Genomic DNA, 24,487 nt, shown 5'->3' on the forward strand with positions numbered 1-24,487 from the left:
GCATCAGCATCGGCGTCGGCATCCGCATCAGCGTCCGCATCGGCATCGGCATCGGCATCGGCATCCGCGTCGGCATCCGCGTCGGCATCAGCATCAGCATCAGCGTCCGTATCATCGATATCCGGAGCAGTTACTTCGGTCGGGCCTGAGACGTTTTCTGCAGCATCGGTCAGCGTCGCCGTGATGGTTTCGCCGTTGACTTGTGGGGTGGTCAGCACGACTTCGAAGGTGCCGTCGGTGCCAACGGTGCCGGTGCCTATGGTGTTGCCGTCGGCATCCTTGAGGGTGACCGTGGTTTCTGGCTCGCCTCTACCGGTGACGGTGGTGCCATCGGCACTGACCACCAGGTCGGTCGGTGGCGCAGGAGGGGTGGAGTCGTCTGCGTCGACAGTGGCCGGGGCAGAGATGTTGCCTGCACCATCGGTGAGTGTTGCGGTCAGGGTTTCGCCGTTGGTTTGCGGCGTAGTCAGCACAATTTCAAAGTTGCCATCGGTGCCGACCGTTCCGGTACCAATGGTGTTGCCGTCGGCATCCTTGATGGTGACGCTGGTATTAGGCTCGCCTTTACCGGTAACGGTGGTGCCATCGGCCATGACTGCCAGGTCGGTGGGTGCCGCCGGTGCAGTGCTGTCGCCTGCATCGACGGTTGCCGGGGCGGAGACGTTGCCGGCGGCATCAGTCAGGGCCGCAGTCAGGGTTTCGCCGTTGGTTTGCGGCGTAGTCAGCACAACTTCGAAATTGCCATCGGTGCCGACCGTTCCGGTACCAATGATATTACCGTCGGCATCCTTGATGGTGACGCTGGTGTTGGGCTCGCCTTTACCGGTGACGGTGGTGCCATCGGGACTGACTGCCAGGTCGGTCGGGGCATCGGGTGGTGTGACGTCCCGCTCTTCGACGACGACGCCGTGGGCATTGACGTTCGCTGGCGCAGACACGTTGCCGGCGGCATCGGTCAGCGTCGTGGTGAGGGTTTCACCGTTGGTTTTCGGGGCGTCGAGCGTGACCACGAAGGTGCCATCGGCGCCGACTGTACCGGTGCCGATCACGTTGCCATCGGCATCCTTGATGGTCACGGTGGTGTTGGGTTCGCCTTTGCCGCTGACGGTGTTGCCGTCGGTGCTGACGGCGAGATCAGTCGCGGCCGCCGGCGCGCTGGTGTCGCTGGCGTCGACGCTGGCCGGTGCCGAGACGTTGCCCGCCGCGTCGGTCAAGGTGGCCGTCAGGGTTTCGCCGTTGGTTTGCGCTGGGGACAGGCTGACGACGAAGGTGCCATCGGCGCCGACGGTGCCGGTGCCAATCACATTGCCGTTGGCATCCTTGATGGTGACCGTGGTGTTGGGTTCACCCTTGCCGCTGACGGTACTGCCATCGGCACTGACGGCCAGATCGCTCGGTGCGGCGGGGGCCGTGGTGTCGCCAGCGGTAATGGTGCCGGGAGCAGAGACATTGCCCGAAGCATCAGTGAGGCTGACCTCGACGGTTTCGCCGTTGGTTTGCGGGGTGTCCAGGTTGACCTGGAAGTTGCCATCTGCGCCCACGGTGCCGGTGCCGATGACGCGGCCACTGGCGTCCTTGACCGTCACCGTCGAACCCGGCTCGCCACGGCCACTGAGTACCGTACCGGTGGTGTTGAAGGCCAGGCCGGTGGGTGCGTCTGGAGGCGTCGAGTCGGGGTCGCTGCCGCCACCACCGCTGCCGCCATGACCACCAAAGAATATCGCTGCTGCACCGCCGACACCCAGCAGGCTCAAGCCCCAGGCCAGCCAGTCAGGCGTGGTGCTGCCCGCCGCCGTGGCGGCCATCAGGTCTTCCAGGGTGCCGATTTCGCCAAAGGTAAAACCGGAATAGGGCGAAGAGTAGCTCCCCAGGAACAGGGTCCCGTCGTTATCTTCCAGTACCAACTGGTTGGGTTCGCCATCGCTGCCGACCACAAAGAAGTTGTGGACCGTGACCGTACCGCCGGACTTGAGCGTGATGACCAGGTTCTTGCCCGACTGTTGCATCGACTGGACGCTACTCGGGCTAATAGGCACTTTTACAATACTGGTTCCGTTCAGGGCGACATTACCGAACGCTTGTTCGGTAGCCGCCCCCGTCGCCTTGTCGACAATTACAATATTCTTCATCGCACACCTGTTTTTATATCAGCTAGTCGAACCCCATAACAAAATCGGCTCGAACGCGGGCGCAGCTTCTTAAACAGAGGCTGAGCATTCGAATGAGCGAAAGTTATGTAAAAGTTTTAATCCAGAAGTAGTACTCAACCCACACCGGAGCGCTCACTGGGAGCAAGGTATTTAACCTGACCGGAACGTGGGAAGCTGGACTCGCACAGGGGAACTACAGCGCCATGCTGCAGGGGTTTAAAGCAGAATAACCAGCGCTTGCGGAGAGGATTGATCACCGTAGACGCTCCCTGTCATATGCCCACTATCGGGGTTTGCATCCTTTCGTCAAACGTATCGAGCACGCTTGTGAAAAGCTGCGAGAAGTAAGCGAAACCGTGGTGATAGAACGTTCCCAGCACACTGAAACGGTATCGCTTACAAGGATACTAACCAGCAAAAAGTTGGCGTCAAAGAAAAAAGTTCAAGCCGTCGATACCCACATTAAAATAACGGCAAAGAAGATTGGGCGCGGATGTTAGATGCATTAAAAGCAGAAATCACTGGATGATAATTTCATTATCATATAATAGTACCCACGTAGATTTTCAACACTCTTGAAGAGCAAAAACATGCACAAAGCATTAAGCACTTAGACCTGTTACATTTGGAAATATATTTGCCAGGACATACACTCGACTGCACGGGTCGGGCAGACCTCTACCCCACTCACCACCTCCTTTCAAAAAAACCTTTCAAGCGGGATACGGAACAAAAACCGTCCGGCGACCACCAACATTAGAAGCGCTGCGCAGCTCAATGGAAGTAGCAGTCAAGCGCAGCAACAGGTGTCGTTTGCTTCGACCCTGGCATGGCGTACCTCGAGGGACGACATGCCGGGGCCATTCCCTGTATGGAGATAGAGAAAACATGAGAGTCCTGTCGTTGTTCGGTACCCGTCCTGAAGGCATCAAGATGGCCCCGTTGGTCCATGGCCTGGCCGGTACCGAAGGCATCGAGAGCATCGTCTGCACCACCGGCCAACACCGGCACATGCTCGACCAGGTGTTGCAGTTGTTTGATATCCAGGTCCACCACGACCTGGACGTGATGCTCCCGGGGCAAACCCTCAATGGCCTGTTCGCGCGCTTGATGACCCGGGTCGATGCCCTGCTCGAAGAGGTCAAGCCCGATTGTGTGCTGGTGCACGGCGACACCTCGACGGCAACCGCCTGCAGCCTGGCCGCGTTCCACCGACGCATCCCGATCGGGCATGTCGAGGCCGGGTTGCGCACCGGCGACCTGACCCAGCCGTTTCCCGAGGAAATGAACCGGCGAGTGGTCGACGTCATGGGCAAATGGCTGTTTGCGCCGACCGTGACCTCGCGCGACAACCTGCTCAAGGAAAACCTCGAGGGCCGTATCTATGTCACCGGAAACACGGTGATCGATGCCCTGGAACTGACGCTGCGCAAACTCGAGCACAACCCGGACATGGCAGCCAGCCTGGCCGCGCGTTATGCCTGGGTCGACCCGGGCCAACGCCTGGTGCTGGTGACCGGCCACCGGCGTGAAAACTTCGGCGATGGTTTCATCCAGATTTGCTCGGCCCTGGCGGAGCTGGCCAAGCGCGAGGATGTGCAGATCGTCTACCCGGTGCACTTGAACCCTCAGGTGCGCGACGTCGTGATGTCGACGCTTTCGGGCTTGCCCAACATCCACCTCATCGAGCCGCTGGATTACCTGGATTTCGTCTGGTTCATGCGGCGGGCCTACTTGATCCTCACCGATTCCGGCGGTGTCCAGGAAGAGGCCCCGCACCTCGGCAAACCGGTGCTGGTGATGCGCGACACCACCGAGCGCCCGGAAGCGGTGAGTGCTGGAACGGTGACGCTGGTCGGGACCCGCAAGGAACGCATTGTCAGCGCCGTGCAGACCTTTCTTGACGATGCCGGGCACTATCAACGGGTGGCCCACAGCGTCAATCCGTACGGGGATGGACACGCCACTACGCGAATCATTTCCGCCCTCACTGGCCGTCAGTTCAGCGAGTTCGATCCTCCCATTCCGGCAATCCGTCCGACCATCGGCTAAACTGAATAGTCAAAATTACGGCGCACCAAAGCAAAGGTGCGCAAAAGAATAAAAAATACACCAAAATATTGACACATGACGTTGAGGCACTCCACAGTGTGGGTGCCAATGCGGGGATGGATCCAAAGCTGCCACAGGGAAAACCGATGGCCATTTGCCCTTCCTGCACTGTCAGACATTGTTCGAGCTCATGCCGGCCGTTTGTCAGGTCTATATCCCAGCTTGTGTCCAAGCTGAGCACCGCCACTGAGCCCGTGTACTTCGCCTGCCCGGCACTCACGCCACCTCCCCGAGGCCGTGAATGCCCAGGGCAGTCGTGAACTTTCACTTTTCAGATGCGGCCGATAACCACGCATGAATACTCCTACGAATCGCCAGCAGTGCCTTACCCTCCTCAAGCAGGTCGTGCTCGTCGCACCTTTGGCCGCGCCCCTGTTCGCCATCGCGTCGCCCGGCAGCGATGCGTTGCGCACACTGGCCCAGGACGACTGGGTGCAGCGCAGCGTTTCGCTGGCCGACATGGGCATCACCAACCCGGTGGTGCTGCAGGAAAGCGATAACCATCAGTCGTTCTTCCTGCCAGTGCCCAAAGGCGTTGCGCTGGATGCGGCTTCGATCAACATCCAGGGCAACTTCATCAAGGGCGAAGACGCTCCCGCCGCCCTGCGCCTGTCGGTCGACGGTCGCCCGTTGCATGCCCAGAGCGTGACCGAACGTGCGGGGGACCTGGCCCGGCTGCTGCCCGTCGAGGCCCGGCGCCATGAATCCGGCTTTGTCGACTTCACCATCGACTGGAGCTCGCCCAGCGGCCAACGCTTGTGTGAACCGACTCGCCAGAGCAGCAACGTGCTGACCCTGTCGCCCGACACCGCGCTGACGTATCGCTATTCGATGCGTGGCCTGAACACTTTGGCCGATGCCTGGAGCACGCTGCCCGGCAAACCGGTGATCCTGATCGCCGCCGGCAAACTGGAGCAAACGAGCTTCGACAGCGCCTGGCGCCTGGGCGTGGCCCTGGAACGCAATGCCAAACAGGCCCAGGTCAAGGCTTTCCCGGCCGTGGGCGACGTGGTCGCTATCGATCAACTGAGAATTCCCGCCGCCCTGAGCACCGTTGCGCCGTTCTCTGCGCTGACCGGCAAAGACCGCCACACCCTGGCCAACGCCGCCGAACTGGGTGCCCTGCTGGTGCTGGACGCGCCTGCGACCCGCGCAGATCTGGCAATCGCCGACACCGCGCTGGTCGGCCAGATCAACGCCGCGCTGGATGCTCTGCGCGACCAATTGCAAACCGATGAAGACGCGGTCAAGGCCCTGGGAGAATGGCGTAGCCGCCATGCCAGCGCCGCCCAGAAGGTCCCGGGGAGCCAACAGATTCAACTGGTCAGCCTCGGCCATCAGGCTGTGATCAGCGTGGCCGCCGACGCCGGGGCCAAGGCCGCTGGCGTGTTTGATTCGCACTGGCGCAACGTGCTCGTCTCCTCCGAGGCAACCATTCACCAGGCCGGTGAAACCGGGGACGGCAGCGACCGTGAACTGCGCGTCGGCACGCTGGGCGGCTCGACCACCGCGTTTGATGTAGTAACCCGCGGCGAGTGGAATGCCGTATTCCCGCTGAGCGCGGTGGCTGTCCAAGGCCGGATGCCGGGCGAACTGATCCTGGATGTGGCCGCTGCACCCGGTGCCTCGATCACCCAGCCGGTGGCCTCGGTGCTGTGGAACGGAATCCTGCTCAATGCCAAGCAACTGAAGGCCGACGGCAAACCCGAGCGCCTGACCGCCCGCGTCCCGGGCTATGCCCTGGGGGTGACCAACAACCTGCAGGTACGTTTCCAGCGCCAGCCGGTCTCGCCGAATTGCGCCGAAATCCCCCAGGGGTATCCGGTCAACGTGTTGCCAAGCAGCTACCTGCGCTCGTCCGAAGCCGAGCCCGACGGCACCTTCATCGGCCTGCTGCCACTGCTGGCCGGCAATGCTCAAGTGATCGTGCCCAAGACCGTCCTGGATACCCCGGCCGCCAACCTGCGCCAGATCATTCGCCTGGCCAGCGCCGCGTCGATATCGCCGGTCAATGCCGAGTTGACCCTGGCCGACAGCAGCCAGCCGTTCAAGCCAAGCAAGCCGTTCCTGTCTCTGGATGTGCCGCTGGAAGGGGCCAAGCCGCTGATCGATGTCAAAGACCTGCAGCGCCTGCGTGCCGGCGGTGACGACAAGCGTCTGCTCGACCTGACCGGTCCGCAGCCATTGAGCGCGGCGTCGGTGGTCGATTCGAACAGCCAGCACGGGGTGGCCTGGTATGCCCTGGGCGAGCAGGTGTTGACCCCGGGGGCACCGTTCGTGTTCAACCAGGGTAATGCCGTGGTGCTGGGTGTGGAGGGACCGCTGACCTGGGTCGACACCTCAGAGCCTGGGCTGATCGCGTCGATGGACCTGAGCGAAACGCCGTTCCATCAGTGGCGCAAGTACCTGGCGTGGGCCCTGCCGCTGTTTGCCGCGGCCCTGCTCGGCCTGCTGGTACTGGGTGTTCTGGCGCGTCGCCACAAAAAGAAACAAGGCTTGTAACGACCACGGGAACAGCTCATGTCCTCGCTCTACCTGCCGTATCTGCTTGCAGACTACTACCACATCCTGGAGATCGTGACGGTCATCGTGGGCGTGCTGATCATGGTCTCCAGCCTCGATGACCTGTTCATCGATGGCTGGTACTGGGCGCGCCAGCTGTACCGTTCGCTGATGGTCAAGCGCCGCTACAAGGCGCTGACGGCCGAACAACTGCGCTCCAAGCGCGAGCAGCCGCTGGCGATCATGATCCCGGCCTGGCTCGAGTACGACGTGATCGCGCCGATGCTCGAGAACATGGTCGGCTCCCTGGAGTACAAGAACTACTACATCTTCGTCGGCACCTACTGCAACGACGCACGCACCATTGAAGAAGTGGAGCGTATGCGCCGGCGCTACAAGCAGTTGATCCGCGTCGAAGTCCCCCATGATGGCCCGACCTGCAAGGCCGACTGCCTCAACTGGATCATCCAGGCGATCTTCGCCCAGGACCTGCGCCAGCCCGAGCCGTTTGCCGGGGTCGTCCTGCATGACAGCGAAGACGTGCTGCACCACCTGGAGTTGCACTACTTCAACTACCTGCTGCCGCGCATCGACTTCATCCAGTTGCCGGTCACGTCCCTGGAACGGGACTGGTATGAGCTGGTGGCCGGCACCTACATGGATGAGTTCGCCGAGTGGCACACCAAAGACCTGGTGGTGCGTGAAAGCATGTCGAAAATGGTCCCGTCGGCCGGTGTCGGCACCTGTTTCTCGCGCAAGGCCCTGCTCCAGCTCTCGGCAGAGACCAACAACCAGCCGTTCAACACCGCCACCCTCACCGAGGACTACGACATCGGGGCGCGCCTGGCGCGGCGCGGCATGAAACAGATCTTCGGCAGATTCCCGGTCGACTACATTGCCAAGCGCGCCAAGTGGTTCGGCCAGGGCGAAGCGAACATGGTCGCGATCCATATGCCCCTGGGCGTACGCGAATACTTCCCCGACACCTTCCGCACCGCCTATCGGCAGAAGGCCCGCTGGACCCTGGGTATCGGCCTGCAGGGCTGGAGCCAGGTGGGCTGGGAAGGCTCGCTGGCCACCAAGTACCTGCTGTTTCGCGACCGCAAAGGCCTGGTCACCTCCTTCGTCGCGATTGTTGCCTACATCCTGCTCGCCCAGCATCTGCTGTTCATGGCGATGACCTCGATGGGCTGGTGGACGACCTACTACCCCTCGGTATTCAGCCCCCACAGCGGGCTGATGCAGTTGATGTGGGCCAACGGCATCCTGCTGAGCCTGCGCGTGCTGCAGCGCGGGTACTTTGTCGGCCGCCTGTATGGCTGGGAACACGCGCTGCTGTCCGCGCCCCGGATGATCATCGGCAACTTCATCAATGCGATGGCCGCCGCACGGGCCTGGCGCCTGTACCTGGGCCACCTGTTTCTCGGCAAGCAACTGGTCTGGGACAAGACCATGCATGACTTCCCGTCCGCCGACCAACTGATTCAGCAACGCCTGCGCCTGGGAGATCTGTTGATGTCCTGGCGGGCGATCGACCAGGAATCCCTGACCAAGGCCCTGCAAGCCCAGGCCGCCGAGCACAAGCCCCTGGGACAGATCCTGCTCGAACATGGCTACCTCGACCAGGCCACCCTGAGCGAAGCGATCTCCTTCCAGAACGATACGGGCCAGCCAGTGGCTGCCAGTCCCACTGAACAACGCTCCTCAGAGACGCCATGATCCCGACTTCGCGTTTACTTGTGCTCACCGCGGCCTTGCTCTGCAGCTCGACGCTCCTGCCGCTGCCGGTGTCGGCTGCCGCCTATGAAGCGCCCCTGGAGGGCGAGGCCTGGCAACAGGCGGACCTGGCGTACAAGAGCTATCAGGCCGGCCGTTACCGCGATGCGCTGGAGCAGGTCAATGCCGCGCTGAAACTGCGGCCCGAGGTGGTGCGCCTGAATCTGTTGCAGGTCTATACCCTGCAAAAGCTCGGACGCATCACGCAGGCCCGGCAGGCCGCGCAGGCCGCGATCAAACGCGGCGTTGACGACCCGGCGCTGCGCGCCACGGTGAAAAACCTGCAACCCAAGACAGCCGCAGCCACCGGCCGCGGACCGTCGGCGGCCTATCAGCGCGGCTTCCCGCTGGCGACCAAGGGGTATGCCGCCTACAACGCCGGCGACATGCCCGCCGCCGCCCGGGATGGCGAGCACGCTTTCCGCGCCGACCCCAGCCAGGGCGCGTGGGCCCTGCTTTGGCTCGACGCGCTGGAAGCCCAGGAGCAATGGCCCGAGGCCGTGAGCGCCGCCGACCAGGTGATCGCCCTGAATCCGCCGAACAAAAGCGACATCGAGGCCCGCCGCGCCATGTTGCAGCGGCGCATGGCCGTACGACCGACCCAACTGGCCTACCAGGCACTGATCACCAACCAGCCCGCCGAAGCGGCGAGGCTGGCCCGCGAGGCGGTGAACCTCGCACCGGACCTCACCAGCCAGCGCTTGTTGCTGGTCACCGCGCTGCTCCAGGATAAACAGCCCGCCGCCGCCGAGCAGGCGGCCACTGAGGCCCTGCAGCAGAACGACGAAAACACCGTGATGCTGGTGATGCGTGCGTACCTGCGCCAGCTCCAGGGCAAGAAAGAGGCGGCCCGTGGCGACTTCGACGAGGCCTTGGCCCAAGACTGGCTGGACGACGATCAACGGCGCAACGTGCGCCTGATCGCGATCGACGGGGCGCTTGCCTCCGGGGATACGGCCCGCGCCGAACAACTGCTCGGGCCACTGGACGCCAGCGACGAAGCCGCCCTCAAGCGCCGGGACATCCTCGCCGAAGACAACAAGCCCGCGGCCAGGCTGACCACCACGCTCTACCCCGCGCCCGCCCAGTCATGCCATGACACCCCCTATGGCACCCAATGCGAACTGCTGCCCTCCGACCAGGTCACCGGCCCGGCCGGCCCGGCCACCGAAGCCTATGCCGCCTATGGCCGGCAGGACTATCAGGAAGCGATCAAGCAATCGCGCCTGGCCGTGGAACAAGCACCGGACAACCCCGACTACCAGCGTCTGCTGACCACGTCACTGGCCTCGGGCAACGCGGCCCAGGCCGCCGAGGCCGAGCAGCGCCTGACCCGCGCCCTCGCCGCCTCGCCAAACGACGCCGACCTGTTCATGCAGCGCGGCTACGTGCGCCAGCGCAATCGCCAACCGAACCTCGCGCTGCAGGACTTCAGCGCCGCACGGGCCACCGGCAAGGCGCCGCCCACGGTGATCCTCAACGAGGCCTATGCCCAGTCAGCCATGGGTGACAACCCGGGGGCCGTGAAGAAACTCAAGCAAGCCATCGACATGGCCGACGCCAACCAGCTCGAACTGGATGACCAGCAGCGCTATAACACCCGTGGCGCCATTGCCGGGCTGGACCGTGAGTGGGGCGCAACCGTGTCGCTCGGCTACCGTGGGGCACAACCCACCACCAACAGCAGCGGTGCCGGCTTGAGCACCGCGGGTGATTCGGTGTTCAGCACCTCCGAGCTGTACTGGCGGCCAACCCAGTTCAATGACCAGAACGGCATTCTGGAAGTCTACGGACGCCTGACCAACACCCTGTATGACGAGGGCAGTGAGTTCGAATCCAGCCAGTTCGTCGACCCCTGCAGTGGCGCGACGACCCTCGACAACCGCGACAGCAATGACCGCACCAACGGTTCAAGTACCACCTCCGGCTTCCCGAGCACCATCGGTTCGCTGGGGGTGCGCTACATGTTGGCCGACACCGGTTTCACCTTTGGCCTGGAGCGCCGGTTTTTCCTCGGTTCGGCAACCCGTGAGGGCACCGTCTACCCGTCCAAGCGCGGCGACCAATGCGCGATCCAGAACGCTATTCAGGAGCAGAACAGAGTCAATGCGGCCGCCAACAATCCCGCGATCAACGGCATGCTCACCCGCTATCAACTGGACAGCGATGCCGGCGGCTGGCTCTCGTACATCACCTACGGGTTCTACAAAGGTACTGAGCTGCGCACCAATGAATCCAACTGGTTCACCATGGATGGCTACGCACAGCTGGGGTATGCCTGGGAAGACAACGACGCGACCTTCACCGCCTACGACGTGGACAGCCAGGGCAGTCGCACCCGGCAACTGGCCAAGACCGATGGCCAGCTCAAGCGCCAGCAAGTGTTCGCCAGCAGTGAGGTGCGGGTCGGCCGCAGCCTGCGGTTCGACGAGCTGGGGCCCAACGTGGTGGTGTTCCCGCACATCGTCGGCGCCGTGGACTGGATCTGGCAGAAAGACCAGGCCACCGGCCTGGACTTCGGTAAGAACGATCAGATCGACCTGAGCAACGTCAGCCAGGACTGGTCACTGACCAATGACGCCACCTCATGGTCCATGGGGGTCGGCCCCGGCGTCGCGGTTCGCTACTGGTTCCGCGAAGACCACTACAACGCTCCACGCTCCTCCCTGAGCTGGTCCATGCAGTACCGCTACCCGATTGGCGGCGGCGCTACGGAACGGGCCAAAGGGCTGTTCATGAACCTGATTTTTTCCTATTGAGCCCCCTCGTCATAAGGACCTTTGCCATGTCACTTGCACGCCTGGTCACCCACCCACTCAAACGTCTGGGCGCCCCCCTGCTCGGCGTGACGCTGGCTCTGTCGATGGCCGGCGCGCACGCCGAAGGCTCCGCGCTGGTGATTCGCGGCAGCGAAGGCTGGCTGTTTCCCGGCTGGGGCAGCCTGACCGTGGTCGACAGCAAGGCCATCGACGCCAACACCGCGCTGATCAATGACGCGCGCCAGGCCCTGGCCGCCCGCGGGGTGAAATTGCAGGTACTGCTGCTGCCGGACAAGACCCTGTTCTATCAGGACAAGCTGCCGGCCGACAAAGCCCTGAGCCCGCCAGTCAAACAGCGCTACCAGACCATTCTCGGCAAGCTCAAGCAGGCCGGTATCTCGACATTCGACGCCGCCGCCGTACTGAGCCAACTGAAAAACTCGGGCAAGGACGTGTTCTACCGCACCGACCAGCACTGGACCCAGCCGGCCGCCGACGCCACCGCCGTGGCCACCGCCGAGCAGATCAAGCACGACGTGCCGAACCTCAAGGGCAATCCCGGCACTGGCATGGCCCTGGGCAGTGAGTTCAAGGAGCGCCGCTATGGCGACCTCGCCGAGCGCTTCCTGACCGAAGAGCAACGCAAGGCCACCGGCCGCGAAACCTTTGTCGTGCGCCGCCAGGACACCACCGGCGGCCTGCTGGATGCCGCACCGGCACCGGTGCATGTCACCGGACACAGCATGGTGCAGCCGTACTTCGGCTTCCCGCAGAAACTGTCCAATGCCCTCGACCGCCCGGTGTCGGTGAACTGGAAGCCGGGCAACATCGGTCACTGGACCATGCTGCTGGAATACCTGGAATCAGCCGACTTCAAGAAAAACCCGCCCCAGGTGCTGGTGTGGCAGATGTTTGAGCCGAGCTATTCCTACGGTCCGCAAGCGTCGGGCATGTGGGACAACGCCTCGATCATGAGCGACAACGCCTGGCGCCAACGCCTGCATGGCGCATTGGGACGCTGATCGATGGCAAACGAGCAAAAGCCGGTCTCGCACCGCATGAGCGCCGTCGCGATCATCGGCCTGTTGGTGGTCGGGCAGGCGGTCGGTATCTGGATGCTGCTGCACGCCAAGCTCGAGCCAGGGCAACTCAAGCCCTCGGCCTGGGTCGACGGTTCGGCCGGCCAGGTGCTGGGGCGTGTGATGAAACTGCCGCTGCAGGACGAGGCCGACACCCTCAGCTCGGCGGTGCGGTATCGCTTCTTCGGCGACCTGGGCGCGCAGGTGGTCCAGGGCTGCCCGAACTGGCTGTTCTACCGCGACGGCCTGCGCGCGCAACCCGGGGTGCACGACGCCTATGAAGCCCGGGTGCGCCTGATGCAGCACTGGGTCGGCGACCTGCGCGCACGCGGCCTGCAAGTACTGGTGGTGACGGTGCCGGACAAGTCGCGGGTGCAGACCGAAGGCCTTTGCGGCCTGCAACAGAGTGCGCAATTGCAGGCCCGCCTGCAGGGCTGGCACGCCCGCCTGGCGCGTGCCGGGGTGCCCCACAGCGACCTTTATCCCGCACTGGCCCAAGGCAACGAGCCGCGCTTTTTCCACACGGACGTACACATGACGGCGGTCGGCGCACAGGCGGCCGCCGAAGTGGTCGGGGCCCAGGCCGTGGAGCTGCTGGGCAGCAAGGGCAGCCAGGCCTTCAACGTCTCCCCCCCCGGCGCCGCCGTACCGCGCATGGGTGACCTGATCAGCCTGGCCGGCCTGGAAAAGGCCAGCCCGGCCTGGCGCCCCGCCCTCGACATGGCGCAGCCGGTGAGTATCGAGCCACAGCGCAGCGGTGGCCTGCTGGATGAAACACCCCCCGTGGAAGTGCTGCTGGCCGGCAGCTCCAACGGCCGACGCAGCGAGTTTGCCGAACGCCTGGGGATGACCCTGGGGCGCCAGGTGTGGAACCAGAGCATGGACGGTGGCCAGTTCTCCGGCGCGTTGCTCGCGGCCCTGAACAAACGTGACAAATGGCCTACCAGCCTCAAGCTGGTCATTTGGGAGTTTTCCGAGATGGCCCTATCCCTGCCGCTGACGGCCGACGAACGCGCCGTGCTGGCCACATTGCCTAAGCAACAGGACGACCATGCTCTTTAACTCCTACCTCTTCCTCTTCCTGTTTCTACCGGTCACCCTGGCGGCCCACTACCTGTTCGCCTCGATCAGCCCGCGGCTGGCCGCCGTCTGGCTGTGCATCACCTCGCTGGTGTTCTACGGCTGGTGGAACCCGCAGTTCGTGATGCTGCTGATCGGCTCGATCGCCTTCAACTATGCGATCAGCCAGGTCATCCTCAGCACCGCCCACCGCCCACGCCTGCAACTGGCGGTGGCCACGGTCGGGGTGGCGGCGGACATCGCCCTGCTGATCCACTACAAGTACTTCGTCACCCTGATGAACTTCGCCCACGACTGGGGGTTTGGCAGCGGTCGCCTGGACGACATCATCCTGCCGCTGGGCATCTCGTTCTTCACCTTCACCCAGATCGGCTTCCTGCTCGATTGCCGCGCCGGCATCGTCAAGGAGCGCAGCCTGCTCAGCTACGTGCTGTTCGTGACCTTCTTCCCGCACCTGATCGCCGGGCCGATCCTGCATCACAAGGAAATGATGCCGCAGTTCGCCAAGCGCGAAACCTACCGCTTCAACGCCGAGAACCTCAGTGTCGGTGGCATGCTGTTCGTCATCGGCCTGGCCAAGAAAGTGCTGTTGGCCGATCCGATCGCCCCCTACGCCGATGCCGGGTTCGCCCAACCGGGCGAGCTGCAGTTCTGGGCCGCCTGGGGCACGGGCCTGGCCTATGCGCTGCAGCTGTACTTCGACTTTTCCGGCTACTCGGACATGGCCCTGGGGCTGGCGAAGATGTTCGGCATCCGCTTCCCGCTGAACTTCAACTCGCCGTACAAGGCCAGCAGCATCATCGAGTTCTGGGCGCGCTGGCACATGACCCTGACCCGCTACCTGACGGCCTACCTCTACTATCCGGTGGCCATGGCGGTGTCGCGCTACCGCACCAAGCGCAACTTGCCGGTGGGCACCCAGGGCGTGTCGAGCCTGGGCGGGTTTGCCGCCACGATCGTCCTGCCGACCGCCTTCACCATGGGTCTGGCCGGCATCTGGCACGGCGCCGGGTTGCAGTTCCTGATCTTCGGCCTGATGCACGCCGCCTACCTGTCGATCAACCACGCCTGGCGCATCTTCGTGGTCGGCCGCACACCGGTTGCCGAACGCAAGAACAACCGCCTCAAGGAAGCCGGCTACGTCCTTTTGACCTTCGCCGTGGTGATCATCGCCCAGGCGTTCTTCCGCGCCGCCGATACCGAGGATGCGCTGCGACTGGTCGAGGGCATGCTCGGCTTGCGCGGATTCGACAGCCTGCCGAACATGGTTTACCCGGCGCAGATCGCCTGGGGCGACGCCTGGCGGATGTTCATGGGCCGCCACCTTGATATCTTCCATATCGTCGCCCTGCTGTGCGTGGTCTGGTTCCTGCCCAACTCGCACCAGATCATGGGCACGTTCTCGCCGGCCCTGGCCAAGGCACAGCCGACCGGGCCGGTATTCTTGCGCTGGGCCCCAACGTTCAAATGGCTGGTGATCCTGGCAGCGTTGCTGTTCCTGTGCCTGATGAACCTGCACAAGGAAGCGCGCTTCCTGTACTTCCAATTCTGATCAATGACTAGCGGAGCATGACCTCGTGAGCACACCCAATGCAGCACTCGTAACTAAACTGAGCGAGATCGTCGCCAACGTTATCCAGACCACCGTTGAGCCGGAAGATCTGCTGATCGAGTCCGGCATGGTCGACTCGCTGACGGCCGTGGATATCGTGCTGGCCGTGCAGGCCGCCTTCGGTTGCAAGGTGCCACCCACCGAAATCGAAGAACACCTGAAATCGGTCAACGCTCTGGCGGCCTTTGTCGAGGAACACCAGAACGCCTGACGGCCCACGCCGTTTCTCAACACGCAGGGGGCTGTATGTATTTTGATTTTGATCGCTGTGATTTCGCCGAGCAGGATCAGGCCAGCACGGCGCCCGCGCTGAGCGACGCCCAGCGCCAGATCAGTTGGGCCGGGTTGCTGGCGGCCACCGATGCCTGGCAGGCGCGCGCGCTGGCGGCTGGCGTGCTGCCGGGCCACGCACTGGTCATCACCGGGCACAAGGAAATCGAGTTTGTGGTGGCCATGCTCGGCTGCCTGCGCCTGGGCATCACCTACGTGCCCGTCGACAGCATCAACCCGCCTGAGCGCCTGAAGCTGATCACCGAACGGGTCGCTGCCACCCAGTGCTACAACGCCACCCTCAATCGTTTCGACAACGGTGCCGCCGTGTCCGCGCCGCTGGCGGAGCCGGGCATCGCCTACATCATGTTCACCTCGGGCAGCACCGGCGAACCCAAGGGCGTACAAATCGGCCGCGACAGCGTCGCGCTGTTCGCCAGCTGGATCCGCGACTGCCTGGCACTGGGACCGCGTCCGGCGTTCATGAACCAGATGCTGTTCAGCTTCGACTTCTCACTGTTCGACCTGTGCGGCGCCCTGGCCCTGGGTGGCGCCTGCGTGCTCTGCCCGCGGGAGACCATCGCCGCGCCCGACGCCTTCGTGCGTTACCTGGCCGATACCGGGGTGCAGGTCTGGGCGTCGACGCCGGCCTTCGTCCGCCAGCAGTTCCTCAATGACGATTTCAACCAGGCCCACCTGCCGCAGCTGGGGGTCTTCGTGTTTGGCGCCGAGTCGCTGTCGCCGGCCATGGCCGAGCAGCTCTGGGCGCGCTTTCCCGACGCGCGCATCATCAATTCCTATGGCCCGACCGAAGCGACCTGTTCGACCACCTGGGTGGAAATCAAGCGCCCCCTCGACGGCGCGCGCAATCCGCTGTCGATCGGTCGTGCCAAGCCTTATGCCGAGGTGTTCCTCGACGACGGGGAGATCTGTATCGCCGGCGACCACGTCATGCGCGGTTACCTCGGACGGCCCGACCTGACTGCCAAGAGTTTGTTCCTGCACAACGGCAAGCGCGCCTATCGCACCGGCGACATTGGCGAAATCGACGAGCAGGGCCTGGTGTACTTCCATGGCCGGCGCGACGACCAGATCAAGCTCAACGGCTACCGCATCGAGCTGGGTGAAATCGATGCCGCGCTGGCCAGCCTGCCTGGCGTCCACGCGGCCGCCACCATTGCCCTGCGCCGTCCCGATGGCAGCCTGGTGCGCATGATCGGCTTCGTCTCCTCCCCCGAAACCCTGGAGCCGGGGGTGATCGGCCCCTTGCCGGAGCAGTTGCACAACTGGAAGCAAGCCCTGGGCGAACGCCTGCCGCACTACATGGTGCCCTCGGAGCTGGTGGCCTGCGGACTGTTCCCCACCAATGTGTCCGACAAGGTCGACCGCAAGCGCCTGGAGTCCCAATACCGGGCAACGCGCATGAAACCCACCAAGGAGCAACCATGAATCCGCGTACCCTTTGCCTTCGCGCCACCCTGCTGCTCGGTGCTTGCGTGGCCGGCCCGGCCCTGGCCGAAGGCGTCCTGGCCCAGCTGTACGCCCCTCGTCCTCCGGCGGGCTCGGCCTTTGTCCGGGTGGTCAACCCGAGTGCCGACAGCCTCAAGGTGCAAATCAGCAACGGCACCGTACAAGCGATCGGCCCAAGCCAACTGGCCAGCAGCTACGCCATCGTCAAGGGCAACGAAACCTTCAGCGTGACCCTCGACGGCAAGCCCGCAGGCCAACTGCAAGTGGCGCCGGACAGCTTTAATACCCTGGTGCCGCAGGACGGCACGTTGCAGGTGCTGGACGACAGCGCCGGCAGCGATGACGCCCTGAAAGCCGAACTGCGTTTCTACAACCTGGCGAGCGATTGCCCCAAAGGCAGCCTGGCCGTGGCTGACGGCGGGCCGGTACTGTTTGCCGATGTCGCGCCCCGCAGCACCACCGCGCGAGCCATCAACCCGGTGAGCGCGTCACTGAGCGCCGGCTGTGGCACGGCCACGGCCGAGAAACTGGCGTTGCCGCCACTCAAGCCCGGCGATCACTACAGCCTGTTCCTCACCGGCAGCGCCGCGGCGCCCGTGCTGCGCGGGCAACTGAGCAGCACCGACCTCTACGCGAAATAGGCCTCCCCATGCGCAAGATATTCCGCGAAGACCACCTGCTGTTTCGCGAACAGGTGCAACGCTTCATCGCCGAGCGCATCCTGCCGCGCTACGACCAATGGGAAACCGCCGGGGTGACCCCGCGTGAACTGTGGCGTGAGGCCGGCGAGCAAGGCCTGCTCAATTCCGCGCTGCCGGCCCCCTATGGCGCCGACGGTGACTTCGGCCACGCCGTGGTGGTCATCGAGGAACTGGCGCGGGCCAATTGCCTGGGCATCGGCTTCTCGATTCACTCGGACATGGTTTCGCCCTATCTCTGGAACCTCGGCACCCAGGCGCAGAAAGACCGCTGGCTGCCGGTGATGGCCAGCGGCGAAGTCATCGGCGCGATTGCCATGACCGAGCCCGGTGCCGGCAGCGACGTCAAGGCGATCCGCACCCGTGCGGTACGCGATGGCGAGGACTTCGTGCTCAGCGGGCAGAAGACCTTCATCACCAACGGAGTCAACGCCGGCCTGGTGATCGTACTGGCCTGCACCGACCCCGATCTGGGCGCTCGCGGCCTGTCGTTGTTCTGTGTCGAGGAAGGCTTGCCCGGCTTCAGCAAGGGCCCGGCCATGCGCAAGATCGGCCAGCATGCCCAGGACACCTGCGAGCTGTTCTTCGATGAAGTGCGAGTGCCGGCCGATTGCCTGCTCGGCGAACTGAATGCCGGTTTTGAATACATGAGTCACGAACTGTCCCGTGAACGCCTGGCCATCGCCCTGCGGGCCGCAGCGTCCACCGAAGGCATGCTCGAACAAGCCAAGGCATACACCCGGGGTCGCAAGGTGTTCGGCAAGCGCGTCATCGACTACCAGAACAACCGTTTTGTCCTGGCCAATGCCAAGGCACGCCTGACCATGCTCCGGGTATTCCTCGACGACTGCGCGCTGCAGTTGATGGAGGGCAACCTGGACCCAGTGATCGCGGCCATGGCCAAGCTCAATGCCACTGAGATACAGGGGCAGATTCTCGATGAGTTGCTGCAGTTGTATGGCGGCTATGGCTACAGCGCCGAGTACGGCATTGGCCGCGCCTGGGCTGATGCACGGGCACTGCGGATCTTCGGTGGTACCAGTGAAATCATGCGCGAGATCATCGGGCGCTCACTCTGAGCCCCCCGCAGCGCCAACCTCAGGAGCGCGCCTTGAGCCACTGCTGGCGCAAGCGTTGCGCCTGGGGGTCGGTGCCGGTCGCCCAGGGGTCGACGGCAAACGCGATGATGCGATCCGCGCCTGTGGTCTGGGCCCATTCCAACTGACGCTGGACCCGCGGGTAGTCTGCGGAGACTGCCTTGAAGTCCGTGCCGTCGTTACGCGCTGACGGCAGTTGCTCGAACAATTCAACAATCACCTCGAACTTCACCCCGCGCTGGCGCAGGTACTGCAGCAGCGGCTCGATCGCCTTGAGGTTATTCCAGCCCGCCACCCCCACGCCGTCCTGCACCATGGGCCGCAGTTGGGTGCGGGCCAGTAGCGATTGCCACAGTTGCACCAGGCTGCCGTCGGTCTGCAGGGTGCTGTAGTAGGTGGAAATGCCCGGGACACCATGACCGGCGTTCTGCGACACCCCCGACAAGGCCGTCAGCCATTTGCCCAGGCGCTCCTGTCGGGCGGGTTCGCTCCAGTGGTACTGCTCGATTTCGTACGGGATGTACCAGCCGGCAAACTGCCCATGCGTGGACCACGGCGCCTCGCGCATGTAGCGGCTCGCCCCCTGCAAAGACCCGCTGAAGAATGCGGCCTGGGTGGGTTCGTCGGTGGCCGACAGCGCCTGCCACCAGCCATTGTCATAGGGCAGGCCGATGCGCACTTTCATCCCGTGCTCGCCGGCGGTGTCCATTAAGGTCTGCATCACCGGATCCGGCAGCATCCAGTCCGGCTCGCCCCCACCCAGCAGCCCGACCCATTGCAGCACCAGCTCATCACAGCCCAGTTCAGCCATGGCCGCCATGCGCGTCGACCACTCATCTCGACTCAGCTCGGCGTGGCTTTTCCAGATCTGCAGGAAGGTGGCGTCCATCTGCGGCTTGCGCGAGCAGCCTGCCAGTGGACCCAGCAAAGCCAGCACCGGCGCACACGCCGCCAGCCGCAAGAGCTGCCGCCGACCTTGGCAGGGAGGGTTCAATGGAGTGGACATTGAGGTCTCATTGACTGGGGCTGTAAATGCACGTGTATGCAGAGGGAGTCATCATAGCGTCTATCAGGCGGTTATGATTGGCCATTGCCAGACTTGCCAAGGGGCCAGGCAATCATCGCGCCTGAACCCAAACAGGATGGTGAATCCGACACCTTTCAACCAACAAGGATTGGCCCGTCGCCAATTGAGTGATTTTTGCACGGACGGTTTTTCGCAGTACTCATGGCCCTGGCCCTGCTGGCCGGCTGTTCGACCACGCCGCCGCGGGATCAGGGCAACATCTGCAGCATCTACCGCCAGTACCCCGACTGGTATGAAGACACACTGAAGATGGAGCAAGCCTGGGGCCTGCCACCCCATGTGGCGATGGCGATCATCAAGCAGGAAAGCAGCTTCGTGGAGGACGCCCTGCCCCCTCGCGACTATTTGCTGTGGGTGATTCCCTGGGGTCGGGTCAGCTCGGCCTATGGCTATGCCCAGGCGCAGGATCCGGTGTGGGGCGAGTACAAGAGCGCCACCGGCAATGGCGGTTCGCGGGACAACTTCGATGACGCGGTGATGTTCGTCGGCTGGTACGCCGCCGGCACCCAGCGCCAACTGGGGGTTTCCAAGTGGGATACCTACAGTCAGTACCTGGCCTACCATGAGGGGCGCGGCGGGTTCAGCCGCCAAAGTTACCGGCAAAAACCCTGGCTGATGCAGGTGGCACGCAAGGTCGAACAACAGGCGAAAAACTACGGCTGGCAACTCAAGCAATGCCGGGCCGAACTGGAGAGCAATCGCAGTTGGTGGTAAGGATCAGGCCTGGGGGGCAGGATCATCGCCAGCGTCCGGCTCGCAGGATGGCGTGTCGTCATCGTCATCCTCCTCATCGTCATCCAGCAGAAAGTCCTTGCGGGCTTCAGTGATTGCCCGGCGCATTTCTTCGCCCTTGACCGGGCAATTGAGCAATTGGGCAATGCGGTCGATACGTTGTGTCACAGCTGGCCTCCAACTCGCCAGGATTTGACTCGATAGTGCGCGCTTTCACCGATCGACGCCAATCCCTGTGCGTTCAGTTGCCCGGGTATCTATGGGTAATTGCGCTGATCGAGACGTAAATAACCCGTGACCACCTGGCTGACATCACCGGCCTCGTCGTTATGGATCACCATGACCCCAGGACGACGCAGCTGCATCAGGAGCTCGTTGCTCAGGCGAAAACACGTCTGCAAGCCATGGTCGCCCACCACCGGTGCCGCTTGTCGGCGACGCGCGAAGCCTTTGCTTTTGTGCTGCTGGTAACGGGCCCAGGCAATCAGCAGCACGGCATTGAGCAGGGCGACCCACACGTAGAGTTGCAACGTACCGAGGGCGTCGAGCACCGAGACTTCAATGCGCGGTCCAGTGTGTGTATTGAGCAACGGCCACAGGCCGCGCACCAGCAGGTAGATCAGGCCGATCCAGGCCAGCAGCGTGAAAAAAGCGTCGACCACGACCAGGAACGGCCGTTGCCGGGTTCTGATGATTTTCATTGTTCGAGCACCTCGTCATCGTCGTCGTTCAGCGGTTTGATCCCACGGTCCGGGCTGACCCAGCGCGCGCGCTGCTGGTGTTGACCAAACAGCACCTTGGGGAAACTCACCAGGGTCGTCAGCAGGCTGATGAACCAGAACACCAGGGGATACCAGACCACCCAGAACATGGTTTTCCACAGGCCCCGCTCGTAACGCCGGTCGATCAGAATGCTGACCGCGAACTGCAGCAGGCAGACCATCGCCAGTACCAAGCCGGTGAAGGCCGGTGGCAACAAGTGATGCACGGCAATGGCTTCGGGCATTTCCACGAATTTGCCGACGGCCCAGAAAATCACCGAGAGCAGGAAGGTGAAGGCCCAGCCGGTGGACAGGCAGTACTCGAACAGCAAGGGCCAGAGATAACGATGGCGGTATTGCCAGATGCCACGGATGTTCTTGAACAGCACCTCGGCACCGCCTTGCGCCCAGCGCAGACGTTGCTTCCACAAGCCTGCGAGGGTTTCCGGCATGAGGATCCAGCACAAGGCACGCGGTTCGTAGAAGATGCTCCAGTGATCCAGTTGCAGCTTCCAACTGATGTCGATGTCTTCGGTGATCATGTCCGGGCTCCAGTAGCCAACTCGATCCAGCGCCGAACGACGGAATGCAACAATCACCCCGGACACCGTGAAGATCCGTCCGAACACCCGTTGCGTGCGCTTGATCAATCCGATGATCGAGGAAAACTCCCCCACCTGGACCCGTCCCACCAGGGTCGAGCGAGTGCGAATCCGCGGGTTGCCGGTCACCGCACCGAGCCGGGCGTTGTCCAGCATCGGCGCCACCAGGTAAGCCGCCGTGTCCGGTGCGAGCAACGCATCACCGTCAATGCACACCAGGTACTCGCTGCGCGCAGCGATTGCCCCCATGCGCAGGGCCACCGCCTTGCCCTGGTTCTGCGCCAGATGCAGTACGCGCAATCGCGAGTCCTGCACCGCCAGGGCATCGAGGACGGCAGCGGTGTTGTCGCTGGAGCCGTCGTTGATGGCGATCACTTCGATGTTCGGATAATGCTGGCCGAGCGCGGCATGAATGGTATCGGCCGCGTTGTCACCTTCGTTGTAGCAAGGGATCAGGATCGAGATCAGCGGTTCACCGGCCAGTGGCGGTGGCAACGTGTCTTTGCCCCAGGGCCAGTGACGTTCCCAGTGCAGCCAGAAGTACAGGCCGCCGGCGATCCACAGTCCGGACATGAACAACGGATAGAAGAACACGAAGTCCATCAAAAATTGCCCGGTGACCAGGAAGATCACGCCCAGGGGAATCCCCAGCACGATCGCCAGTACCAACAGGGCTAGCAGTCTGTCCAGCATGTCAGGGATTCCACTTATTGGAGAGCGCGGGGCGCACGGTTTTCAGATCCGGCTGGTTCTCGAGGAAATTGTCGGGGTAGTAGCCGAAGCTCGTTGCACCCTGGCGCTTGAGGCGCGCCATCCAGTCCGCCAGTTGTTGAGCGCTCAATTGCGCGCTGGCACCGCTGCGGTTCCAGTCGCGGGCCTGCAGTTCGAACACCGTGCGCTGTAAGGCGCCGGGACGGGACTTGACCGTGGCCACCAGGGATTCCAGCCAGGCACCGGACTGTTCATGGGTTTTGCCCTCCATCAGCGGCATGGCCATGGGGGCGGTCCAGTCGTAGGCGCCCAGGAAATCGTCGAGGTTCTGCCCGAACCAGGCTTCGCTCGGCGGATTGAGCATCGGCTCGGCGAACAGGTTGCGCGCTGTGCGCACCTGCGGCCCGCGAATGGCGCGGACCTTGGCGGTGAGCTCGTGAGTGAAATCGATCAGGTAGCGGCTCTTGAAACGCGTCCAGCGCTGCATCGTGGCCGGATCGCCACGCAATTGGGCAATCGACCCCGGCAAGCCGTTGGCGGCATAGACCTGCAAGGCTTGTGGACTGGCGTCTTCGAAATCCGAGAGCAAGGCGTCATCGTGGTAGAGAATGCCGTCGACCGACGTCAAGCGCGCCACGTCCTCATAGAGCTCACCGATGATCCGCCGCACATTGGGATCGAACGGCGACAGGCGTTGATACTGGCCGGGGTCAACCGAGGCCTGGCCGCTGGCCGGGTCCCAGCGGGTCACCCGTGGCAAGGCCGGATCGAGGGCAAAGCTGAGCACCGGCATCCAGGCAAAGACTTTGACATTGGCCCGGGTGCGCAATTGCCAGGCGACGCGATCGAAGAGGTCGGCGCGCACCGGCAGATGGCGGTTGGGAAAGTACAGCGAGTGCACCAGCCCATCGCCCTTGGGATCGGCGAACGCTTGCAGGAACACGGTGTCCGCGCCCATGTCGGCCATGCGCTGGATCAGCTTGCCGAGGTTGATGTCTTGCTGCGCCGGGTCCGGGTCGTAGACGTTGTCCAGATCGACATGCACCACGCGCATCGGCGCCTTCGATTGCACGCCGACGACGCTATTGGCGAAATGCTCGCCGTCCGGGTCCGAGGCCACCAGAAAGCGCGGGCTGCTCATCAAGTCAGCCAGGCTGTCGAGACCGTCGTCAAGGGTCAGTGCCATCTGGTAGCCCTGCTCGCCCACCACCTGTAATGCGCTGCCGTCGGCGGCGCCGTAGGGCCAGACCCAGACCCTTGGCGCGTAACCAGTCACCGCGCGAATTTTCTCCGAGATAGCAACCACGTCACTGCGTAACCGACTCTGGAACTGTGCTTCTGTCTCATATCGCTGGGTCAGCGCGTCGTAGCGACGGGTCGCCGCCGCGGGCTGCAAATTTCCTTGCGGGTTGGCCAGCACGCCCTTGTGATTGGCGTCGGTGTGGGCGGCAATTTCCACCAGGCCGGAACGGGAGACTTCGCGAATCTGCTCCCAGGTCAGGAAATCCGAGCGCTGGCGTGGGGTGCCGGCAAAGTCCACTGGTTGATTGAGCGGTGTATCGATCCAACTGCCGACCGGAGCCAGCAAGGCGGGCCAGTGATAAGCACGCAGCACCGGCATGACCCGGGTATAGAAGCTCGAATAGCCGTCATCGAAACTCAGCAGGATCGCCTTGGCCGGCAGCTCGGGGCCACCCTTGCGGGCCGCCATGATCTGGTCGACGGTCACCGCCTGATAGTGATTTTCCCGCAGCCAGGCCAATTGCTCGATCAAGCGCTCGGTGCGCACAGCCACCACCGCCTGGTCGGGATCGCGGTCCTCGACATCGTGATAGGCAATGCCCAGCACATGGTTTTTCGGCCAGGGCTGTTCACTCGCGGCCAGCGCTCGTTGTGAGGGCGGCACAAATGCTGGGGCCTGCTGGGCACAGGCGGTGAGCAACAGGACCCCCTGCAGCAGGATGCAACGTGTGATTGCAAGCATGAGCA

The 24,487-nt window shown here is 63.4% G+C and carries 17 protein-coding genes and 1 pseudogene; 12 read left to right on the forward strand and 6 right to left on the reverse strand.

Going from position 1 to position 24,487, the window contains the following annotated elements:
• On the reverse strand, window positions 1–2,129 hold a 2,129-nt coding region (locus AACY45_RS24735; RefSeq protein WP_339547943.1), incomplete at its 3' end, for an Ig-like domain-containing protein.
• A 909-nt stretch (window positions 2,130–3,038) separates the two neighbouring features.
• Between AACY45_RS24735 and wecB the strand changes: the two genes are divergently transcribed.
• From wecB to AACY45_RS24790, 11 genes and pseudogenes are all read left to right on the forward strand, one after another.
• A complete protein-coding gene (gene wecB, locus AACY45_RS24740) occupies window positions 3,039–4,202 on the forward strand; it encodes a non-hydrolyzing UDP-N-acetylglucosamine 2-epimerase (RefSeq protein ID WP_339547945.1) in 1,164 nt (387 codons plus the stop codon).
• 354 nt (window positions 4,203–4,556) lie between these two features.
• The gene (locus AACY45_RS24745) at window positions 4,557–6,764 is read left to right on the forward strand and encodes a hypothetical protein (RefSeq protein ID WP_339547947.1); all 2,208 of its coding nucleotides are present in this window, start codon (window positions 4,557–4,559) and stop codon (window positions 6,762–6,764) included.
• Between the two features lie 18 nt (window positions 6,765–6,782).
• Window positions 6,783–8,426, forward strand: a pseudogene (locus AACY45_RS24750) (glycosyl transferase family protein); the annotation flags it as partial.
• Between the two features lie 53 nt (window positions 8,427–8,479).
• Window positions 8,480–11,299, forward strand: coding sequence for an NfrA family protein (locus AACY45_RS24755; RefSeq protein ID WP_339547949.1), 2,820 nt, complete (start codon window positions 8,480–8,482; stop codon window positions 11,297–11,299).
• Between the two features lie 26 nt (window positions 11,300–11,325).
• Window positions 11,326–12,321, forward strand: coding sequence for an alginate O-acetyltransferase AlgX-related protein (locus AACY45_RS24760; protein ID WP_339547951.1), 996 nt, complete (start codon window positions 11,326–11,328; stop codon window positions 12,319–12,321).
• Between the two features lie 3 nt (window positions 12,322–12,324).
• Window positions 12,325–13,440 carry an alginate O-acetyltransferase AlgX-related protein gene (locus AACY45_RS24765; protein ID WP_339547952.1) on the forward strand — a complete coding sequence of 372 codons (1,116 nt, stop codon included), beginning with the start codon at window positions 12,325–12,327 and terminating at the stop codon, window positions 13,438–13,440.
• Entirely contained in the window at window positions 13,430–15,010 is a 1,581-nt protein-coding gene (locus AACY45_RS24770; RefSeq protein ID WP_339547953.1) for an MBOAT family O-acyltransferase, read from the forward strand. Before AACY45_RS24765 ends, AACY45_RS24770 begins: the two co-directional genes overlap by 11 nt.
• Before the next feature lie 25 nt (window positions 15,011–15,035).
• Window positions 15,036–15,281, forward strand: a complete 246-nt coding sequence (locus AACY45_RS24775) for an acyl carrier protein (protein WP_339547955.1) — start codon at window positions 15,036–15,038, stop codon at window positions 15,279–15,281.
• 35 nt (window positions 15,282–15,316) lie between these two features.
• Window positions 15,317–16,789 (forward strand): AMP-binding protein, encoded by a 1,473-nt coding sequence (locus AACY45_RS24780; RefSeq protein WP_339547957.1) that lies wholly within the window; start codon window positions 15,317–15,319, stop codon window positions 16,787–16,789.
• Window positions 16,786–17,451 (forward strand): alginate O-acetyltransferase AlgF, encoded by a 666-nt coding sequence (locus tag AACY45_RS24785; RefSeq protein ID WP_339547959.1) that lies wholly within the window; start codon window positions 16,786–16,788, stop codon window positions 17,449–17,451. The genes AACY45_RS24780 and AACY45_RS24785 overlap by 4 nt, the downstream gene beginning before the upstream one ends.
• 8 nt (window positions 17,452–17,459) lie before the next feature.
• Window positions 17,460–18,587, forward strand: a complete 1,128-nt coding sequence (locus AACY45_RS24790; protein ID WP_339547961.1) for an acyl-CoA dehydrogenase family protein — start codon at window positions 17,460–17,462, stop codon at window positions 18,585–18,587.
• 19 nt (window positions 18,588–18,606) lie between these two features.
• On the opposite strand, the gene AACY45_RS24795 is transcribed toward AACY45_RS24790, so the two are convergent.
• Window positions 18,607–19,611, reverse strand: a complete 1,005-nt coding sequence (locus AACY45_RS24795; protein WP_339547963.1) for a DUF4434 domain-containing protein — start codon at window positions 19,609–19,611, stop codon at window positions 18,607–18,609.
• Between the two features lie 222 nt (window positions 19,612–19,833).
• Between AACY45_RS24795 and AACY45_RS24800 the strand changes: the two genes are divergently transcribed.
• On the forward strand, window positions 19,834–20,406 hold the full coding sequence (locus AACY45_RS24800) for a transglycosylase SLT domain-containing protein (RefSeq protein WP_339547965.1): 573 nt from the start codon (window positions 19,834–19,836) through the stop codon (window positions 20,404–20,406).
• A gap of 3 nt (window positions 20,407–20,409) precedes the next feature.
• Here AACY45_RS24800 and AACY45_RS24805 read toward each other — a convergent pair whose 3' ends face one another.
• The 4 genes from AACY45_RS24805 to pgaB all read right to left on the reverse strand — a co-directional run bounded on the left by AACY45_RS24805 (window position 20,410) and on the right by pgaB (window position 24,482).
• Complete coding sequence (locus AACY45_RS24805; RefSeq protein ID WP_339547966.1) at window positions 20,410–20,592, reverse strand: hypothetical protein; 183 nt, start codon at window positions 20,590–20,592, stop codon at window positions 20,410–20,412.
• A gap of 89 nt (window positions 20,593–20,681) precedes the next feature.
• Complete coding sequence (pgaD, locus tag AACY45_RS24810) at window positions 20,682–21,125, reverse strand: poly-beta-1,6-N-acetyl-D-glucosamine biosynthesis protein PgaD (RefSeq protein WP_339547968.1); 444 nt, start codon at window positions 21,123–21,125, stop codon at window positions 20,682–20,684.
• Window positions 21,122–22,480 (reverse strand): poly-beta-1,6-N-acetyl-D-glucosamine synthase, encoded by a 1,359-nt coding sequence (pgaC, locus tag AACY45_RS24815; protein WP_339547970.1) that lies wholly within the window; start codon window positions 22,478–22,480, stop codon window positions 21,122–21,124. Before pgaC ends, pgaD begins: the two co-directional genes overlap by 4 nt.
• A gap of 1 nt (window position 22,481) precedes the next feature.
• Entirely contained in the window at window positions 22,482–24,482 is a 2,001-nt protein-coding gene (gene pgaB / locus AACY45_RS24820) for a poly-beta-1,6-N-acetyl-D-glucosamine N-deacetylase PgaB (protein WP_339547972.1), read from the reverse strand.
• Window positions 24,483–24,487 lie beyond the last annotated feature (5 nt).

The organism is Pseudomonas sp. RA_35y_Pfl2_P32 (genome assembly GCF_963970735.1).
Lineage (GTDB): Bacteria > Pseudomonadota > Gammaproteobacteria > Pseudomonadales > Pseudomonadaceae > Aquipseudomonas.

Coding starts and splice junctions, on each gene's coding strand:
- AACY45_RS24785 (WP_339547959.1), top strand. CDS start 16,786: ATGAATCCGCGTACCCTTTGCCTTCGCGCCACCCTGCTGCTCGGTGCT.
- AACY45_RS24760 (WP_339547951.1), top strand. CDS start 11,326: ATGTCACTTGCACGCCTGGTCACCCACCCACTCAAACGTCTGGGCGCC.
- AACY45_RS24770 (WP_339547953.1), top strand. CDS start 13,430: ATGCTCTTTAACTCCTACCTCTTCCTCTTCCTGTTTCTACCGGTCACC.
- AACY45_RS24780 (WP_339547957.1), top strand. CDS start 15,317: ATGTATTTTGATTTTGATCGCTGTGATTTCGCCGAGCAGGATCAGGCC.
- AACY45_RS24795 (WP_339547963.1), bottom strand. CDS start 19,611: ATGTCCACTCCATTGAACCCTCCCTGCCAAGGTCGGCGGCAGCTCTTG.
- wecB (WP_339547945.1), top strand. CDS start 3,039: ATGAGAGTCCTGTCGTTGTTCGGTACCCGTCCTGAAGGCATCAAGATG.
- pgaD (WP_339547968.1), bottom strand. CDS start 21,125: ATGAAAATCATCAGAACCCGGCAACGGCCGTTCCTGGTCGTGGTCGAC.
- pgaC (WP_339547970.1), bottom strand. CDS start 22,480: ATGCTGGACAGACTGCTAGCCCTGTTGGTACTGGCGATCGTGCTGGGG.
- AACY45_RS24745 (WP_339547947.1), top strand. CDS start 4,557: ATGAATACTCCTACGAATCGCCAGCAGTGCCTTACCCTCCTCAAGCAG.
- AACY45_RS24800 (WP_339547965.1), top strand. CDS start 19,834: ATGGCCCTGGCCCTGCTGGCCGGCTGTTCGACCACGCCGCCGCGGGAT.
- pgaB (WP_339547972.1), bottom strand. CDS start 24,482: ATGCTTGCAATCACACGTTGCATCCTGCTGCAGGGGGTCCTGTTGCTC.
- AACY45_RS24765 (WP_339547952.1), top strand. CDS start 12,325: ATGGCAAACGAGCAAAAGCCGGTCTCGCACCGCATGAGCGCCGTCGCG.
- AACY45_RS24755 (WP_339547949.1), top strand. CDS start 8,480: ATGATCCCGACTTCGCGTTTACTTGTGCTCACCGCGGCCTTGCTCTGC.
- AACY45_RS24790 (WP_339547961.1), top strand. CDS start 17,460: ATGCGCAAGATATTCCGCGAAGACCACCTGCTGTTTCGCGAACAGGTG.